This is a genomic window from Ammoniphilus resinae, from assembly GCF_017873965.1.
GTDB classification, from domain to species: Bacteria; Bacillota; Bacilli; order Aneurinibacillales; family RAOX-1; genus Ammoniphilus_A; species Ammoniphilus_A resinae.
On record NZ_JAGGKT010000011.1, the window covers coordinates 18043 to 37195 of the forward strand.

Below are 19153 nucleotides of genomic sequence, written 5' to 3' on the forward strand. Positions count from 1 at the left end.
GGCGTTTGTTCATAGGTCCCTGACACGATTTTCAGGTTATGCTTCTATAAAAGCATAATTTAATAAACGGTACCCAAAATCTGGTGATTAAGTGGTGGAATTGTTGAGTTTTGAACTTGTCCAAAGGAGGGTGTTACAGATGAAGGACAAACCGGTCCCTCTTCTAGCCAGAGTCTGTTTCAAAGGCTTGCCTGGGCGCGCTATCTAAAAAAAGGCACGCATATGACTGCGTGCCACTTGAATTCTTATCTTCTTTTTCGTTTTTTCGATTTATTCCTTTGGTCCTTTTTATTTCTTTGGTTTCTTTCTTTAGTGATTTGGGCCATTTCAACAGTTTCTACAGTTTCGCTAGATTCTGGAGTTTCTTCTGGTTCTACAGGGTCCGGCAGTTCCACCTTTTCCCCGATGGCAATCCATGAAAACATTCCCTGATGAGGGTCTTGTATTTTTCGGCGTACAACGGTGACCGTTGCTGTCTTATTCGTCTGCTCTTTTAAGACGGCATAACATTCAACCATGTTCGTCATTGCTACAAGGACAAATGGCACACTATAGGGTTGGTCTAGTTCAACAACAACGTCAACCATTTCATCTACCCCAGAAAACTCAAAGGTACTCATTCCGAATTGCTGCAAAGTGTTTTTGTATCCTGCGTTAACCTGAACCGGATTAAAATTCAGTTTTTCACATGAGACTGCCCCATCAGCAATATGTTCAGTTTTCACTTCATTAGGAGCAATCTGATTAGCTGTTACCGCGTGGGTAGAAATGTGATTTGAGCAAATCACATCATCTCTTAAGTGTGAGCCCGTTATGCTACCATTAGCAATTTTTTCTGCCGTGATACTTTCTCCCTTTAGTTTCTCTGTGTTGATGCTTTCATCCTGAAGCTTACTAGTTGAGATGGATTGATCCTTAAGATTCATCTCTCCTATAATGTCATCCATCAGGTGTTCTTCCACGATTGAAGCTTTTTCAAGATGACGACTTTGAATCGCTCTATCTATAATGTGTGTACCAGTAATTGAATCTGGTACGATATTATTTCCTGTCACCGATTGTTGACTCAGCTTTTTGTTAGTGACACTCTGATCTGATAAATGTTTTGTGGAGATAACCAGATCTTGCAAGTGTTCTGACGAAATAATTTTCAAACCAAGGTGTTGACTAAATATACTGCTATCCTTTAAATGCTCACCGGAAAGTGCCTTCTTACGTACGTGAACCCCAGAAACAACACCATGAACCAACTTTTCACTAGTTACGCTTTGATCCTGCAACTTTTTTGTACTCACTGAACCCGCTTGTAAATGCTTTTCGGATACGGTGTTAAAGGTTAGTTTTTCACTGGTTACCGAATGATCGGCTAATTTCTCTACGGTTACACTGCTATCTTGTAGTTTATCTGTACTCACTGATCCAGATTGCAAATGCTTATCGTTTACAGCGTCTAAAGTTAACTTTTCACTAGTTACCGAGTAATCGGCTAATTTCTCTACGGTTACACTGCTATCTTGTAGTTTATCTGTACTCACTGATCCAGATTGCAAATGCTTATCGTTTACAGCGTCTAAAGTTAACTTTTCACTAGTTACCGAGTAATCTGATAATTTTTCCCAAGTTACGCTTTGATCTTGCAATTTTTCCGTACTTACTGATTCGGGCTGCAAATGATCCCCGTTGATGGAACCGGTGATTAGCTTCTCACTGGTAACCGAGTGGTCTGCCAACTTCTCAAATGTCACGCTTTGATCTTGCAGTTTTTCTGTACTTACTGAATCAGCCTGTAAATGATTTTCATTGATGGAACCTGCGATTAGTTTCTCACTGGTAACTGATAGATCGGCCAACTTCTCCACGGTTACACTACTATCCCGCAATTTATCGGTAGTCACTGATCCATCTTGTAAATGCTTATCGCTGACAGCCTCAAAAGTTAATTTTTCACTGGTTATAGACTGATCAGACAATTTTTCACTAGTCACGCTGCCAGCTTGCAGTTTCTCCATACTTACCGTTCCAGCCTGTAGGAGTTCTCCGCTTATTGAGTCAAGTGCTAGCTTTTCAATGGTTATAGATTGATCCGCCAACTTCTCCCTAGTCACACTACAATCCTGCAATTTCACTGTACTTACCGAATCATCCTGTAGATGCTCTTCGTTGACAGATCCATTGCTTATCTTTTCACTGGTTACCGAGCCATCTGCCAGCTTCTCCTCAGTCACACTACCATCCTGCAGTTTCTCCCTGCTTACCGAATCATCCTGTAGATGCTCTTCGTTGACAGATCCATTGCTTATCTTTTCACTGGTTACCGAGCCATCTGCCAGCTTCTCCTCAGTCACACTACCATCCTGCAGTTTCTCCGTGCTTACCGAATCAACCTGTAGATGTTCTTCACTGACCGAACCTCTGCTTAACTTTTCACCGGTTACCGAGTCATCTGCCAACTTTTCTTCAGTCACACTGCTATCTTGCAGTTTCGCCGTGCTTACCGAATCTCCCTGTAGGTGCCCTTCACTGACTGAGTCATTGCTTAACTTTTCACCAGTTATCGAACCTTCTGCCAACTTTTCTTCAGTCACACTGCCATCCTGCAGTTTCTCTGTGCTTACTGAACCAACCTTTAGTTGCTCTTCACCGACCGAGCCCTTGCTTAACTTTTCACTGGTTACCGAACCTTCTGCCAACTTTTCTTCAGTCACACTGCTATCTTGCAGTTTCGCCGTGCTTACCGAATCTCCCTGTAGGTGCTCTTCACCAACTGAGCCTGCGATCAGCTTTTCTCCCGTTACAGAACCATCTGCCAGCTTTTCCTCAGTCACACTGCCGTCCTGCAGCTTCTCCCTGCTCACCGAACCAACCTTTAGTTGCTCTTCACCGACCGAGCCCTTGCTTAACTTTTCACTGGTTACCGAACCTTCTGCCAACTTTTCTTCAGTCACACTGCTATCTTGCAGTTTCGCCGTGCTTACCGAATCTCCCTGTAGGTGCCCTTCACTGACTGAGTCATTGCTTAACTTTTCACCAGTTACCGAACCATCTGCTAGCTTTTCTTCAGTCACACTGCCATCCTGCAGTTTTTCCGTGCTTACCGAGTCAACCTGTAGATGTTCTTCACCGACTGAGCTATTGCTTAATTTTTCACCGGTTACAGAACCATCTGCCAGCTTTTCCTCAGTCACACTGCTATCTTGCAGTTTCTCTATGCTTACTGAGCCAACCTGTAGATGTTCTTCACCGACTGAGCCTTTGCTTAACTTTTCACTGGTTACCGAATCTTCTGCTAGCTTTTCTTCAGTCACACTGCCATCCTGCAGTTTCTCCGTGCTCACCGAACCAACCCGTAGATGCTCTTCATCGACTGAGCCCTTACTTAGCTTTTCTCCCGTTACAGAACCATCTGCCAGCTTTTCCTCAGTCACACTGCCATCCTGCAGTTTCTCCGTGCTAACCGAATCAACCTGTAGATGTTCTTCACCGACTGAGCCTTTGCTTAACTTTTCATCGGTTACTGAGCCTTCTGCCAACTTTTCTTCTGTCACACTGCCATCCTGCAGTTTCTCCGCGCTTACTGAATCAACCTGTAGGTGTTCTTCACTAATGGAACTGGCTGTTAGCTTCTCTCCAGTAATCGAGTGATCCACTAACTTTTCTGCTGTTACACTGCCATCCTGTAGTTTATCGTTGCTTACTGACCCGGTCTGTAGATGCTCTTCACACACAGCTTGATGAGCCAATTTTTCACCCGTCACCGACCGATTATTTAGTTTGGCAGAGGTAACCGTTTGATCGCCGATATGATGTTCCGAAATAGAACCTTCAGCCAATTTCTCCCCTGTGACAGATTGATTCTCAAGTTTCTCAGTAGTAATACTTTGATCCTTTAATTTTGCGGTGGTAATGGCTTCATTCTGAATATGGTCAGATGATATCGATTCAAGCTGCAAATGCTTGCCTTGAATAACATCTCCTGCCAGGTGATCGCCTGAAATGGAACCCAATGCAATCTTTTCACCCGTAACGGAATGTGAATCTAATTTCTCCGTCGTAACACTTTCATTTTCAAGTTTTGCAGTGGTTATGGCCTGATCTTCGATATGGTCCGTCACAATAGAATCCTTATTTAAATGATGGGACCCAATGGATTCATTTTTTAAATGCTTACCATCCAATGAACCTTCCCAAATGCGCTCCCCATCGATGGAACCAATGCTTAATTTATCTAATGTTACAGATCCGGGAGCTAATTTTTCTGAGGTGATACTAAAATTATGAATTTTTTCTGTTGTAATGGAATCACACTGCAGATGCTCAGTCCCTACGGAATTCGAAGTAAGGTGATCGCTAACAATAGAATTTATTGCAATATGGTCCTGCCCAATCGCCCCCGATTGAATAATTTCACCCGTAACTGCTTCTGGTGCGAGTTTTTCCCTAGTGATACTCGCATCTGCTATTTTCTCTGTAATTACGGTCTGATCTTTTAGTTTATCGTAGGTAACAGATTCAGCTGCAAGTTTAGCGTTCGTGATGGAAAGATCGACAAGCTGTGCGGAATGGACAGAACCATAAGCCAAATGCTCTTTTTGAACAGACTGTTTCCCTAATTGTTCAGATTGGACACTTCCAGCTGCCAAATGCTCTGTTTGCACGGCTTTTGGCTGTAGATGTCGGGAAGCCACTGCCCTTTCAACCAACTTATCGGAACTTACACTTTGGTTGGAAATTTTAGACTCTGTTATGGATAAATCTTTTAGTTTATCTGTGGCAACAGATTCCGGTGCAAGGTTGGACGTATGGATAGAGTGCTTTGAGAGATGTTCTGAAAGAATAGATTCTTTCTTTAGGTGATCTGATCCAATCGATTCTTCTTGAATGTGCTCAGAAGAGATGGACTCATTCGCTAATTTCTCTGTTGTAATGCTGCCATTCTTAATTTTCGAAGTTGTAACCGAATCCTTTTGCAAATGCTCGGCTCCAACAAGATCCTTAGCAAGATGCTCGTTGGCAATGGCACCATAGGCAATATGTTCCTGATGGATAGCCTCCTTCTCAATGGTCTCCCGCGTGATCGAACCAGAAGCTATCTTTTCTTTGGTAATGGCTGCATCAGCAATTTTTTCAGTAGTCACTGATTGATCAATTAACTTCCTTGAAGAGATGGATTCATCCGACAGTTTAGTGGTTGTAACAGAATAATCCGCTAAATGTTCTGAATCAATAACCCCAATTGTTAGATGCTCTTTACGAATCGCTTGAGAACCCAACTGTTCAGATTGGACACTTCCCAATGATAGCTTTTGACTTGTGACACTGCCATCCATCAATTTCTCTGTACTAACCGAGTCGTCAGCCAATTTTTCTGAGGTTACTGATCCAGGTGCAAGCTTCGGTTCCTCAATGGATTGGTCCTGTAAATGATGCGTATCAACGGAACCTGCTGCTAAATGCCCCGCTTGCACTGCCTGTGCTTGAATATGCTTGGATGCAACTGATCGTTCAGCTAGTTTTTTAGAACTGATGCTGCCATCGGCAATTTTTGATTCTGTTACTGTTTGATCCACCAATTTATCTGTTGAAACAGACTCTGATGCAAGGTTGGGGGCGTGAACGGAATGTTGTGAAAGGTGATAAGGTAAAATGGAGCCATTGGCGAGATGCTTAGCCCCAATGGATTCCGCCTGAATCTGTACTGAAGTGATCGAATCTTTGGCTATCTTTTCCGAGGTAATGGCCTCGTTCTGAATTTGCTCCGTACCAACTGAATTTTCAGCCAACTTATTCGCGGTAATACTTTGGTTTGCTATCTTTTTCGTTGTCACTGCGCCATCCTGAATCTTCTCAGTGGTAACAGAAGACTTGTTGAGCTTTGATTCAACAACGGCATTTTCTACTAATTGGTCACTAGACACCGATCCGAATTGCAAATGGTGTTCAGAAATAATTCGATCCTGTAAGTGTTTGGATTGGATGGATTCATCCGCAAGCTTTCCAGAAGTGACACTATGATCTGCCAATTTACGTGTGGAAATCGATTGATCAATAATTTTATCAACAGAGACCGATTCTGCCGCCAATTTGACGGTTGTGATCGAATGATCGGCAATTTTTGGCGTGCTAATGCTTCCATCTAAGAGATGCCTTCGCTCGATTGACTGCTCTTCAATATGCTTCGCTTGGACCGAGTTGTCAGCCAGTTTTTTACCAGTAATACTTCCATCCACCAATTTTTCGGAATGAATAGATTGGTTTCTAAAATGATCCCCTGTGATGGAGCCTGGCGCGATTTTCGATCCCGTAATCGCTCCCTCTGCTACTTTTTCGGAATGAATAGCGTGATCCTTCAGTTTTTCCACAGTCACCGCTTGATCAGCAAGCTTGGAAGTATTTACTGCCTGGTCAGCAAGGTGGGTGGAAGAAATAATTTCACTATTTAAATGGGAAGGGGCAATCGCCTTTTTCTGGATATGACTTGAACCGATTGAATCCATGGCCACTTTATCGGATGTAATGGATCCATTCTTCAAATGATAGGTACTGATAGCATCATTGGCTAATTTAGCTGTATCAATAATGTTATTTGTTAGATGGTCGCTTTGAATGGTCCCTTTTTTAATTTTTTCCCCCGTAACGCTTTGCTCTTGAAGCAATTCGGTTGTAATGCTGTTTGGACTTAGGTGTTTGGCCAAAATAGATCCTTCTGCAATCTTTATCGAATCAATGGTTTTATCGGCTAATTTCTCCGAGGTGATACTGTTGTTCATCAGCTTTTCCCCAGAGATGGAACGGTCCATCAGCTTCTTTCCCGAGATTTGGTTTTCTGCAATATGCATGTCTTCAATCGATCCTGGGGCGATTTTGCTGGAGATTACACTTTCGTTAGCGATTTTATTACTATCAACGGCATAGTCCACCAGTGCTTCCCTGTGAATACTATCAGGTTTAATTTTACTTGCATCGATCGACTGATTGGCGATCTTCTCATTCGTAACAGCCTGATCATGAATATCATCCGTATAAATAATGGCCTGCCCTGGAGCCTTCCTTCTTTCTTTTAATCTAATTTCTTTTTCAGACGATTTATTTTCCCTTTGCAATTTACCGGTTAATTTTTTATTTGTTTTCTTTTTAGGTGCAGGCTCCGCTCTGATCGTTTCATGTTGAGCTGTGTCTGATTCTGCTTTTACAACTGGTTCACTAACGGTGACACTAATCTCTTTTTCTACATCCTCCGACCAATTTTGTTTTGCGATCTCCTCATTCGGTTCCTCATCGGTCAATCCCATTTTTTTATTAAAATCGTTCATTAAGTTAAGGCTTAATGTGGTGCCTAAACCTGTGTCTTTTCCTTTAATCTTGTTTAATCCTCGACGCTTCGGATTGGCCATTTCATTCATCCTTTCCTAGACTCGTGTACTCTCCTGTAGTAAATTATTCACATGCCTAGGATATGTCACTATTTTAGAGAAATTGGGTGAATGTACAATCCAAATTGTAAAATATAGGCTTGACCTTTTCCACAAAGAAAAATAAAGAAGGCGCCCCCGGACGCCTTCCTAAAGATTCTCCTATGTTTTTTTTGCCACTCCCCAATAGTGGAAGCCAATAGCTGTCAATTCCTTTGCTGAAAGTGCATTTCGCCCATCAAACAGATAGTTTCCTCTCATCATTCTTTTGGCTCTCATCCAGTCAAGCTTTTGAAATTGCTTCCACTCCGTACACAACACTACGATATCTGCCCCATCAAACACTTGATAACAGTCCTCAGCCATCGTAATTTGTGGAAATATATTCTGGATCGGCTTCATTGCCTTGGGATCGTATGCACTTATTTTTGCTCCATTTCTAAGAAATAGGTCGATTAGCTTAATAGACGGTGCTTCCCTTATATCATCGGTTTCCGGCTTAAAAGATAAGCCAAGCAAGGCAATATTTTTCCCTTCCAAGTTTACAATCCCCTTCATTTTCTCCACAAACCAATCACACTGGGTTTGATTAACCTTCTGCGCTTCGCGGAGGATCGGCATCTCCAAATGTGCTTGTTGACCCATTGAATAAAGGGCTGCCACATCTTTTGGAAAACAGGAACCGCCATAGCCAATTCCAGCTTGTAGAAAATAAGGTCCAATTCGCTTATCCATGCCCATTCCTTGGGCCACTTCCGTTACATCTACCTCAAGCGTATCACATAGTCTTGCCATTTCATTCATAAAGGAGATTTTGGTTGCGAGGAAAGCGTTTGAGGCATATTTAATCATTTCCGCATTTTTTGGCGAGGTAAAGTATTTTGGTGCTTGCACTCCCTGATATAATTTGTTCATCAGGTTTTTCGCATTTTCTGATGCACAACCCAATATGATTCGATCCGGCCACCTTGCATCTTGTAAAGCTTTCCCTTCCTGCAGGAATTCGGGATTGGACACAACATCAAATTTAATGAACTGATCCCGTTTATTTACTTCGGATGTAATAATCTTTTTAACCCGTTCAGCTGTTCCAATAGGAACAGTACTTTTGTTTACTATTACTTTATAGCAGTCCATACATTTGCCAATTCCTGCTGCTGCGCTTTCCACATATGCTAAATCAGCCTGCCCATTTGGTAAAGAAGGAGTGCCAACTGCAATAAAAATAATATCGGCAAAACAGACTGCCTCTCTCAGATCCGTAGTAAACTGAATGCGCCCCTGCCTCATTAGGTCCTGGATCAAAGGTTCAACTCCTGGTTCATAAATCGGAAGAATTCCACTTTGCAGCTTCTTTATTTTTTCCTCATCTATATCCACACCCATAATTTGGTGTCCCATTTCTCCAAGAGAGGCTGCAGTTGTTATTCCCACATATCCTGTGCCTATAACCGCTACCTTCATTAGTGTTCCACACCCTTTTTTCATTTTGAAAAAATAGACCCCATCTATCGCATCTCTAGGTTTGGGTGTACAAGGTTTTCATATATTCAACCTGTAGTTTCAAGCCTTTTTCGATGGAAACCTTGGGGTTATAAGCGAGCATTTTCTCCGCCTTTGAAATGTTCGCCCATGTGTGCGGTGGATCTCCTGCCTGCTTTTGCAAGTATTCAATTTTGGGTTTTTTCCCTATTAGATCCCCCAACTTATCAATTACAGTATGCAGAACAATCCGTGAACGTCCACCAATATTGAAAACTTCTCCAACAAAAGGACTTTTTACAGCAAGTAGATTTGCTTCTACAGCATCGGATATATAAGTAAAATCCCTCGTCTGGGTACCATCCCCATAGACCGTAATGGGTGCGTCGTTAAGCATCGCCTTAATGAATTTATGAAAAGCCATATCTGGCCTTTGCCCAGGACCATACACTGTAAAATATCTCAGGGAAACAGTCGGGACTTGATAATTATCGGCATAGAGATGGCACAGCTGTTCTCCAGCTAATTTTGTCACCCCATAAGGGGAAAGCGGCCTCGGCAGACGTGTTTCCTCTGTGCTTCCTTCTGTTAACCCATAAATCGAGGATGAAGAGGCATAGACAAATTTATCAATTGAACCATTTTTTGCCGCCTCTAAAAGTATCTGTGTGGCCAGTACATTATTTTCAACATATTGATCAAAGCTTTTTCCCCAACTGGACCGGACACCTGGAATAGCAGCCTGATGGAATATATATTGAATACCTTTAAGTTGGTGACTCCAATCGATTTGCAAGATATCTTTTTCGAGTAGGGTGAAATTCGGATGCATACGCAGGGATTGCAAATTTCGCTGTTTCAATACTTTATCGTAATTATTTGTAAAGCAATCTACCCCCAACACTTCAAAGCCTTCATCCAACAAACGACCAGATAAAGCGGATCCGATAAACCCCGCACACCCTGTCACAAGAACTTTTGACATGCTGATTTCTCACCACCCTATGATCGATTTTTCCTTCGTACCAATCGTTTAACAATGAGCAATCCATTGCGATAAGAAAAAACGGGAGTGTATTTACTCCCCCAGCTTTTTAACGATTTTTTCACCAATTCCTTGCGCAGCTGGTTTCTTGCCTCGTAACCTTTCCGATTGGTCAATTGATCACGATGTTTTCGGCGATTGTACATGATCTTGTTGATCCAATGGAAGGGATATTTTTCTATTAATTTGACACAGATTCTGCGATCTTCCATAATCCGCCCATCGTAAGGATCATCCACCTGCCAACCGCCAACAGCCCTTACAGCTTCCGTGCGGTAACACCGCGGGTGAAGCATGTAGGTCATATAACATAAAAATTGGTACTTATTCGAGAATTTTCGGTGTCGAATAATTTGATGCACACTCCATTTGTTTTTTCGATTCGGTATCCATAATCGAATATTCCCATAGTATAATGCCGCCTTTGGATTCTTCTTCATCGCTTTAACAAATCGCTTAATCGTGTCTTTCTCCAGCCAGTCATCAGAGTCTAGCTGGAGAAAAGCTTCCGTATCCACCTCTTCCAGAGCCCTATTCATGACTCTGGAAATCCCGGCATTTTCGGAAAGAGAAATCATCCGGATCCGCTCATCTGTTAAATATTTCTGAAGCCTCGAAACCGTATCATCGGTTGAGGCATCATCAATAATAAGCAATTTCCAACGGGGATGGCTTTGCTTCAAAACACTACGCACTGCTTTTTCAATATATTCCGCCCGATTATAAGAAGGAATGACAACAGTAATTTTGGGTTTACCCATCAGAATCTTCCTCATCTTTGGGAATAATGAGCTGTGCTTTATCGCCAACATAAAAGTGGACTTTATTTTTCGATACCCCGGTCAACCCCTTTAAGTTCACTTCACGTCCAAAGACACTCTGTGAGACCGGCATATCAATATGGCTAAGATGAGATTTCTCCAGCAGGATACTGTGATCGATATGGCATTTTTCAACGTAACAATCATCTTGAATGGAAACAAAAGGTCCAATTTCCGCATCCTTCAGAACACAGTTGTCACCTATAATTACTGGACCTCTTAACGTACAGTTTTCTATGATCGTATTGTTTCCGACAACTATCTTTTTTTCAAGCCTTTTGGATAACATCCATTCATTAGCCTCTAACCAACGGCCAATCGTACCTACATCAGAATATAGTTTTTTGGTTATTGTGTAGGATATTTTGAAGCCATTGTCGATCAGCCATTGAATAGCATCCGTAATTTCATATTCTCCTCTCTTTGAAGGACGAATATTATGAACGGCTTTAAAGATACTTTGATCAAATAAATAGGCTCCTATGACCGCCAAATTACTTTTTGGTTTTGCTGGTTTTTCCTCCAGATTGATGATTTCATTCCCCTTAACAACAGCGATTCCATAATCTTGCGGATTACTCACTTGGGACAACAGAACTGCACCACTTGTTTGATCCCTTTGATATGATTCAATTAAGGTTTCCAAATCTTCAGCGATTAAATTATCCCCTAATACCAAAACAAAAGGGTCTTGACCGATAAACGCTTCTGCTGCCTTAACAGCATGAGAAATTCCCTTCTGTTCCAGTTGGTAGATATAATGCAGCTTAACCCCAAATCGCTCTCCGTTTCCTAATGATTTAAAAATGCTATCCTGTGATGGATTGACCACAATTCCTATTTCCTTAATGCCCTGTTTGATAAGATTTTCCAGACAATACTCCAAAACAGACTTTCCCGCCACAGGCAGCAAGGTTTTAGGCTGCGAGTAGGAAAAAGGCTGTAATCTTGTTCCTTTGCCGGCGCATAAAATAAGTCCTTTCAATCTCCATCACTCCTATTTAATGTAGCCTCCTCCTCAATCTTTCTCTTGTCTTGGATAGATTCACTTGTTAGATCTTCAAAAATCTGCAGATACTCCTTTGCTGTTTTTGACCAAGTGAAATTCTTTGCTAATTCCAACCCTCTTTTCCCATATTCCTCTCGTAGTTCTTCAGATTCCAATAATTTAGAAATTCCTTCGTAGAGTTCATCTCGATACCTTCGTATCGAAACGATAAAGCCATTCTCCTGATCACGAATAACTTCAGGAATCCCGCCCCGATTGCTGGCCACGACGGCTTTCGTTGAAGCCATTGCCTCAAGATTCACCCTGCCAAACGGCTCTTGCCAAAGAGAAGGAATGACAACGACATCTGCGAGTTGGTAGATATAAGGAATTTTGTCAGGCGGCACAAAATTGGTAAAGACAATATGTTTGTGCAATTTGCTGGTTTTTTGTTTTAGCATCCTGACATAAGGTGTGCTAATGTTCCTTCCATAACGCGGACTTCCTGCAATAACCAGCTTTAATTTGGGATATTTTTTGACGAGCCGAGGCATGACATTGAGCAACAAATGAATTCCTTTCGCCCTCATAAGCCTGCCTACAAATAATATAGTAGGTTCTCCTTCTTTCAAATTGAATTTCTGTCTAATTTCTGCAATTTTTTCCTCTCTTTCCGAAGCTTCCTCAAAAGGGGCTGCATTGATCCCCAAATGGACACCAAAGGCTTTATTTTTAAATGGTGGGTACTTCGTAACATAATAATTTTCCAAGTATTTACTGTTCGTTAATAAAGTGTCACAAGTTTTAGCGACCTTCAGCATCTCCGGATAACTGATATAAGGCGGAGACGCAAAAACCGTAGAATGCATATTTAAGACAATGGGAAGATCCGGGAAATTCTCTCGAAGTTTCACAATATAACGAGGTCTGTTCTCGACCAAAATAACGTCAGGCCTATGTCTCTTTAAGTGTCTAATGACCCTCCGCAAATAATATTCATAACGTTTAAACCCAATTCGTTTATAATAGAGCTTTCCATGTCTGCTTGATCTTTTATATTCCCTGCATTTTCGCGTGTAGACCGTGACCTCATGGTGTTCCTCAACCATTTGCTCGGCAACCATTTGAATGTCATGTTCTACAGAGCTTCCTATGACAGGGGGAACGGAGAAACTACCTGGACTAATGATGGCAATTTTCATCCATCAACACCCTCTTTTGACTAATTTCATTGGTATAGACTATGAGTTAGACAGGTATCCGGAAACGGCGTTTGTCCCAAATGAAAATGCCTAATCTTAAAGAGAGCCCCCCCCTTTTCGGGTAACACGTTAAAAAAGAAGGATCTCGTTTACTGAGATCCTTCTTTTTTGTCTAATAAATATTTTCCATAAGCAATAGGGTTTTCGTAGGTAAGACGCCAACGATCCATCATATTCCCTTTGGCAAAACTGTAGCGTTGGTCGCGACTATTCATTTCGATGAAGTAGGGCTGGCCCTGCTCATCAATTCCGAAATCATAACCAAGGTCCGCCAAATGCGGAAGTTTCTGATCCAAGTAATGAGTAACAGTAAGAGCTGCCTGCTCCACCTTTTTCGTCACCTTTTCGACGTGCAAATGGGGGTATGCAGATACGGCTTTCTCTAAATTCACAACCCGTCCCCCTTGTGCTACATTGCTCAAAAAATGTCCGGGGTGGGCTACTTTACATACAATTCCTGTAACTCCCCATTCTCCTGTGCCATTTTTTTGTACAGATACACGCAGGTCAAAAGGTGATCCTTCAAAAGTAGCAAGCTGAATTTTCTCTTGCAACAAATATCTGGCATTACCAGTTATCCGTTTTAAACCCAGGTATAAATTTGTATTCGACACCCTACGTTTAATCACTCGATTATTTTGCCTAAATTTAATAATAAATGATTGCTCATCCGCGTTCTCACATAAAATGATTCCTTCTCCAACACTTCCTTTTACAGGTTTTGCCAGAAAGGAAGGGAATTCCTCACACATGGTTTGACAATTTTCTCGAGTGAACAACATTGTTTTGGGCAAAAATGGGTGTAATTGGGGTTCCTCTTCAAGCAACCTGGAAATATAAAGTTTGCTGTAACGGTTCCAAAAATTATAGATCTGCACCCCTTGATCTTCTAACCATTTCATCCGCTCTAATGCCTTTGGCGTATGGAAAATTGCACGATTGTGGATAATCGACGGCAGGGAAATTCTAACTGTCCTCCAGATGCCATTTGATTCTGTGAAAGCTGTCACTCTCATCGCTCGGAGGGAAATATCCTGCAAGCGAAAATAACAGGGAGTCAATTGATACTTTTCACCTGCTTCTTGATAGAAACGCAAATTTTCATGTCCTGTGTTTCTCTTACGAATCCCTTCAATTAAAGAATCATTCACAAGGATTCCTAGCCATTCCCTTTTCATATGTCATCACCCATAATTTTTCTCCAGATACGATATGAAGAGAATAAAAATAGGTGACTTTTGGGAAAGAAATGGGCTCACCTAGAATCTGCCTCAAGCCAGTTGTAAAAAGGAAAAGCTTCTGTCTTCTGCTGTGGTTGGGACACCGGGGGCTTGCGGAAGCGCAAACTAAACTCTCGAGCCTGTTGCGGCGTGCGAATCCGGTTCCTCTGCCATTCCAGGAGGATTCGATCAATATAGCGAAAATAGAGTTTACCTGAAATCACTGCCTCACGTAATGCAGCGATGATAAGATCATCTGAATAATAATCATTATCTTGCCACATTGCCAGGTTTTCAGCTTCAATGGGGGATAAAGGCCTGCCAAACTCCTGTTCAAAAATCGTATAGAGATTGTCTCGTTGTTTTACTTCTTGGGTTGCTTTGTCTTTGGCATGAGCTGCCATTAGGTATTGTGTCAATTTTTGATATAGCGGATCAATGTGAATCAATTCAGACCGAACACCTTTGTCCATCTTGTCCTCTACTGTGAGAAAGCCGTTTTTGATTAAGCGCTGAAGCATTGAAAGGATAATCGGTTCATCCATTGTCATCCGTTCTTTCAGTTGTTCAGTTGTTGGAAAATCAAAGCCCTCGTTTTTAAAATTCATAATATGTATAACCAGGATGAACTCTAGGTCAGACAACCCTATGTCCTTGTAATGTTTAACAAGTGTTGTTGAAACGGACATGACCCCTTCCTTCAACAATTTCAAAATGAACTTCTCCATGTTTCTACACCTCACCTTTATTATACTATTTCGTTAGGTGAAATGTTAGGCTTGACCTTTCGTTAACTTTTTCGTATGAGGGTTAAGAGGACAATATGGGGGAGGTTTTAGAATTCGGACTGTAACCCGGGGGTTCCTGGTTTTTCAGTCCGAATTCACCACGGATTCGGACTGTAACCCGGGGGGTTCTAGTTTTTCAGTCCAAATTCACCACGGATTCGGACTGTAACCCTGGGGTTCCTGGTTTTTCAGTCCAAATTCACCACGGATTCGGACCGTAACCCGGGGGGGCCTGGTTTTTCAGTCCGAATTCACCACGGATTCGGACTGTAACCCAGGGGGTTCTGGTTTTTCAATCCGAATTCACCACTCCATCCCCATCTTTGCACCCCTGATTAAGTTGATGGACGGTTCGGACCATCCAACTTCTTATCCCCAAATCCAGTGGCTGCTTCTCTAGCGGACTCCGGTTGTTTTGTCATCTCTTTTTCACGAACTTCTGTATTATTACTGTTTCGTTGTTTTGAGTATTTCACAATTCATCCTCCTTCGTCAAAAAACTGCTAACATCCTTTACTATCCCTCGATCATGCTAAAATAATGTACTACCCTTCAAATACAAAAAAGTGCTATCTGAAAACTCTCAGACAGCACTCTCAAACTTACTTCTTCTCTACAAACTTTTTAATTCGCTGAATCCCTTTTTCAAGCTGTTCCATTGAAGTCGCATAGGAAATGCGCATATGGTTTGGAGCACCAAAACCACTACCTGGAACAACCGCTACAAATTCTTCTTCGAGCAATGCTTTTGCCCATTCATCTGTATCGGCGTAACCGCCCTTCTTCACAGCCTCAGACACGTTGGCGAATACATAGAAAGCACCTTTTGGCTTAATACAGTGAATTCCTTCGATCTCATTTAATAATTCGACTACGCGATTTCTCCGCTTTTCGAATTCCGTTCTCATCATTTCTAATGGTTCTTGAGATCCCTGTAAAGCCTCAAGCGCACCATACTGAGCAAAGGTCGTAGGATTGGACGTGGAATGACTGGATAGATTGGTCATCGCCGAAATTAGCTCCTGGCTTCCTGCAGCATAACCTATGCGCCATCCGGTCATGGAATAAGGTTTAGACATCCCGTTTACGACAATTGTATGTTTGTAAGCTTCTGGGCTTAAGCTTGCAACACTTACATGTTCTACACCATCGTAGACCAATTTCTCATAGATTTCATCGGAAACCATTAAGATCCCCTTTTTGATACAAACTTCACTAAGCGCCTCTAATTCTTCACGAGTATAGACACTTCCGGTTGGATTACTTGGTGAAGTAATGATCAACGCCTGCGTTTTCTCTGTAATTGCTTCTTCCAACTGCTGTGGCGTAATTTTAAACTCCAGCTCTTCTTTTCCTTCCACAAAAACAGGTACTCCACCAGCCAAGGAAACCTGCTCAGGATAGGAAACCCAATAAGGAATCGGTACAATTACTTCATCCCCAGGATTAAGAATCGCTTGAAAGATATTATATAAAACATGTTTTGCCCCATTACCGATCATAATTTGGTTTGGTTTATAATCTAACCCATTGTCATCTTTTAATTTTTTGCAAACCGCTTCTTTTAATTCGATGATCCCTGCAGCTGGCGTATACTTCGTCTTGCCTTCTTGCATTGCCTTCACAGCGGCATCAATAATATGTTGTGGTGTATTAAAATCCGGTTCACCGGCACCTAGTCCTACAATATCAATCCCTTGTTTTTTTAACTCATTTGCCTTGGCAGTTATGGCCAGTGTAGGGGATGGGGCTAACTGCTTCACTCGTGTAGATAATCTCATAAAAAAACAAACCTCCTATAGGCTCCAATGGTCCTTACTAAATTATTCCCTTTCATTCTACTTTAAACCAGATAAAATTCAATAACCTTATTAGAAAAAAAACGCATTAATGCGCTTTAAAAAGGAAATTCTCCAGTTAACGAGATTGGGGGTCAGACCTGTTGTAATTTGTTGAATAGTAAAATCCAGATCCCTTAATACTGCAGGGTTATTGATTCAACAAATTTCTACAGAGGTCTGACCCCCTTATTAAGCTTTTCAACTCACCTCTTGATGCGGTTCTGCTGCAAACTGGCGAAAGAAATCACCGCTAAGCACTTCTTCCTTCACCAATATCGCTGCGCCTTCCTCCATCAATCGACGTTTGGCAGCTAAAATTTTTCGTGTTTTCTCTAACAGATGATCTAAAATCTTAGTTGTTTCATTTTGAATCAAGTCTTTTTTCACCATATCAAATTTCACGATCCCCAGGCTTGATAACCCTGCATCAATCATTGTGTGAACTAATCGTAAAGCTTGATCAAAATCGCTTTTAGAGCCTGTACTGCGTTCCCCGTATTCTAATTCTTCTGCTACCGCGCCACCTAAACAGATCATAATTTGCTTCTCCAAATACTCTTTTGTATAGAGATAATGATCTTCCTGCGGGTTCTGACGAACATACCCAAGGGCTTGTCCACGCGGACTGACGGTAACCTGAGAAACAGAATTTGGATTCACTTCCTCGGAAACAATCGCATGTCCCAATTCATGAATCGCAACACGTTCTTTTTCCTGCTCATTGGTTTCACGATCGGTTTTTTCCCCCATCATGACTTTATCAATCGCAAAGGAAAAATGTTTGGGAAGCAATTCTTTTGATTTTTCCCGGAAAGCATAGATTGCCGCTTCGTTGGTTACACTTTCTAATTGGGCACCGGAAAAACCGTAGGACTCCGCAGCCACCTGCTCAAGGTTGACGTCGCCAGACATTGGTTTATTTTTGGTATGAATCTTCAAGATTTGCAGTCTTGCCTTTTTGTCCGGAAGATCAACACCAATTTTCCGGTCAAAACGACCTGGACGGAGCAGTGCTTCATCAAGCATGTCTGCCCGGTTGGTTGCAGCCATGATCAGGATACGTGGATGCTCTGAAGTAGATATTCCATCCATTTCGGTGAGCAATTGGTTTAGGGTTTGGTCATATTCTCTATGATGACTTCCTTCCCTTTTTCCACCAAGGACATCGATTTCATCAATGAAGACAATCCCACTGGATTGGTTATTCTTTTCCGCCATCGTTTTAACATCCTTAAATAGATCCCGAATCCGCTGGGCCCCAACCCCTACGTACATTTCCACAAATTCAGATCCACTGGCAGCCACAAAAGCAGAATTTGTATAGTTCGCCGCTGCTTTCGCCATGAGGGTTTTTCCGGTTCCAGGAGGTCCAGTAAGCAAAATCCCTTTTAAGGGACGGATGCCATATTCCGCTGCTACATCCTTTTGAATAAGAAAATCTAGCGCTTCTGTTAGTTCACCCTTTGCCCTCTCTTGCCCTCCGATATCCTCGAATTTGATATCTGTTTTTGGAACAGAGTTTTTTGCCTTTTTACCAGAACCAATAGCCATCCCGCCGCCTTGTCGCATAATGAGGAAAAGTACTACTCCCACAAGAATACCACCAATTAATAAAGGAGCGATATTAACCCCTAAAAAGGCTAGAAAGATAAATAAGGCTGGGATCATTCCAAATACGATTTCTTTACTCAAGGTCTTTCACCTCTTCCTTTAAGGGAAGAACAGCATATAGATGGTCTGTTCCATTTTGTAGGTACAAATAAACAAAATCCTCATCCATTTTTGCCATAGCCTGCTGTAATTGTTCTTTTTTCTTCATCTCTTCCATCATGAGTGGAATTTTGGTATATTCTTTCGTCTGAATAGCCTCCGCTACACCGAAATATTCATCCTCCCATAGGTCTCGCATTTTCTCTCCATATTGAGGCAGACGAATGAGGATTTCTTTCCCACCCATTTGCTCTTCCATATATTGATTGATTTCTTTGTAATCACTCACAAATTTTTCAGGGTTTTTAAAGTCAATATCGACAACGACTTGATCCTGGGTGATCTTCAAATCGTTTAGAATTAAATCATTTTTTGCTGCGATAAAATCTTGAACAGGTTGCTTGATGTAAAAATGCTGATACGTATACCACCCACCAAATAACAGGGCTAATGTCGAAATCAAAGACAACATCACGGGCATTGTACGCAATTTCATACTAGCCCCCCTTTCTATTTTTCATTTAATTTTTTTTGCAGACGATACATATTAAAGTATATCACAGGATATATCTCAGAGGGAGCAGAAT

The 19153-nt window shown here is 41.8% G+C and carries 12 protein-coding genes; all 12 read right to left on the bottom strand.

Going from position 1 to position 19153, the window contains the following annotated elements:
* Positions 1-245 precede the first annotated feature (245 nt).
* Positions 246-7391 (bottom strand): WIAG-tail domain, encoded by a 7146-nt coding sequence (locus J2Z37_RS16550; RefSeq protein WP_209811408.1) that lies wholly within the window; start codon positions 7389-7391, stop codon positions 246-248.
* Positions 7392-7571: 180 nt separating this feature from the next.
* A complete protein-coding gene (locus J2Z37_RS16555) occupies positions 7572-8873 on the bottom strand; it encodes a UDP-glucose dehydrogenase family protein (protein WP_209811409.1) in 1302 nt (433 codons plus the stop codon).
* Between the two features lie 55 nt (positions 8874-8928).
* On the bottom strand, positions 8929-9876 hold the full coding sequence (locus tag J2Z37_RS16560) for an NAD-dependent epimerase/dehydratase family protein (RefSeq protein ID WP_209811410.1): 948 nt from the start codon (positions 9874-9876) through the stop codon (positions 8929-8931).
* A 17-nt stretch (positions 9877-9893) separates the two neighbouring features.
* Positions 9894-10697, bottom strand: coding sequence for a glycosyltransferase family 2 protein (locus J2Z37_RS16565; RefSeq protein WP_209811411.1), 804 nt, complete (start codon positions 10695-10697; stop codon positions 9894-9896).
* Positions 10690-11742 carry a glucose-1-phosphate thymidylyltransferase gene (locus J2Z37_RS16570; protein ID WP_209811412.1) on the bottom strand — a complete coding sequence of 351 codons (1053 nt, stop codon included), beginning with the start codon at positions 11740-11742 and terminating at the stop codon, positions 10690-10692. Before J2Z37_RS16570 ends, J2Z37_RS16565 begins: the two co-directional genes overlap by 8 nt.
* Positions 11739-12947, bottom strand: a complete 1209-nt coding sequence (locus J2Z37_RS16575) for a glycosyltransferase family 4 protein (RefSeq protein WP_209811413.1) — start codon at positions 12945-12947, stop codon at positions 11739-11741. Before J2Z37_RS16575 ends, J2Z37_RS16570 begins: the two co-directional genes overlap by 4 nt.
* Positions 12948-13096: 149 nt before the next feature.
* Complete coding sequence (locus tag J2Z37_RS16580) at positions 13097-14185, bottom strand: YheC/YheD family endospore coat-associated protein (RefSeq protein WP_209811414.1); 1089 nt, start codon at positions 14183-14185, stop codon at positions 13097-13099.
* A 77-nt stretch (positions 14186-14262) separates the two neighbouring features.
* On the bottom strand, positions 14263-14955 hold the full coding sequence (locus J2Z37_RS16585; RefSeq protein ID WP_209811415.1) for a DnaD domain-containing protein: 693 nt from the start codon (positions 14953-14955) through the stop codon (positions 14263-14265).
* A 395-nt stretch (positions 14956-15350) separates the two neighbouring features.
* Complete coding sequence (locus J2Z37_RS16590) at positions 15351-15491, bottom strand: hypothetical protein (RefSeq protein ID WP_209811416.1); 141 nt, start codon at positions 15489-15491, stop codon at positions 15351-15353.
* Positions 15492-15617: 126 nt separating this feature from the next.
* On the bottom strand, positions 15618-16796 hold the full coding sequence (locus tag J2Z37_RS16595; protein WP_209811417.1) for a pyridoxal phosphate-dependent aminotransferase: 1179 nt from the start codon (positions 16794-16796) through the stop codon (positions 15618-15620).
* 258 nt (positions 16797-17054) lie between these two features.
* Positions 17055-18548 carry an AAA family ATPase gene (locus tag J2Z37_RS16600; protein ID WP_209811418.1) on the bottom strand — a complete coding sequence of 498 codons (1494 nt, stop codon included), beginning with the start codon at positions 18546-18548 and terminating at the stop codon, positions 17055-17057.
* Positions 18541-19062, bottom strand: coding sequence for a hypothetical protein (locus J2Z37_RS16605; RefSeq protein ID WP_209811419.1), 522 nt, complete (start codon positions 19060-19062; stop codon positions 18541-18543). The genes J2Z37_RS16600 and J2Z37_RS16605 overlap by 8 nt, the downstream gene beginning before the upstream one ends.
* Positions 19063-19153: the final 91 nt, after the last annotated feature.

Coding starts and splice junctions, on each gene's coding strand:
- J2Z37_RS16605 (WP_209811419.1), bottom strand. CDS start 19,062: ATGAAATTGCGTACAATGCCCGTGATGTTGTCTTTGATTTCGACATTA.
- J2Z37_RS16565 (WP_209811411.1), bottom strand. CDS start 10,697: ATGGGTAAACCCAAAATTACTGTTGTCATTCCTTCTTATAATCGGGCG.
- J2Z37_RS16575 (WP_209811413.1), bottom strand. CDS start 12,947: ATGAAAATTGCCATCATTAGTCCAGGTAGTTTCTCCGTTCCCCCTGTC.
- J2Z37_RS16555 (WP_209811409.1), bottom strand. CDS start 8,873: ATGAAGGTAGCGGTTATAGGCACAGGATATGTGGGAATAACAACTGCA.
- J2Z37_RS16560 (WP_209811410.1), bottom strand. CDS start 9,876: ATGTCAAAAGTTCTTGTGACAGGGTGTGCGGGGTTTATCGGATCCGCT.
- J2Z37_RS16550 (WP_209811408.1), bottom strand. CDS start 7,391: ATGGCCAATCCGAAGCGTCGAGGATTAAACAAGATTAAAGGAAAAGAC.
- J2Z37_RS16585 (WP_209811415.1), bottom strand. CDS start 14,955: ATGGAGAAGTTCATTTTGAAATTGTTGAAGGAAGGGGTCATGTCCGTT.
- J2Z37_RS16595 (WP_209811417.1), bottom strand. CDS start 16,796: ATGAGATTATCTACACGAGTGAAGCAGTTAGCCCCATCCCCTACACTG.
- J2Z37_RS16580 (WP_209811414.1), bottom strand. CDS start 14,185: ATGAAAAGGGAATGGCTAGGAATCCTTGTGAATGATTCTTTAATTGAA.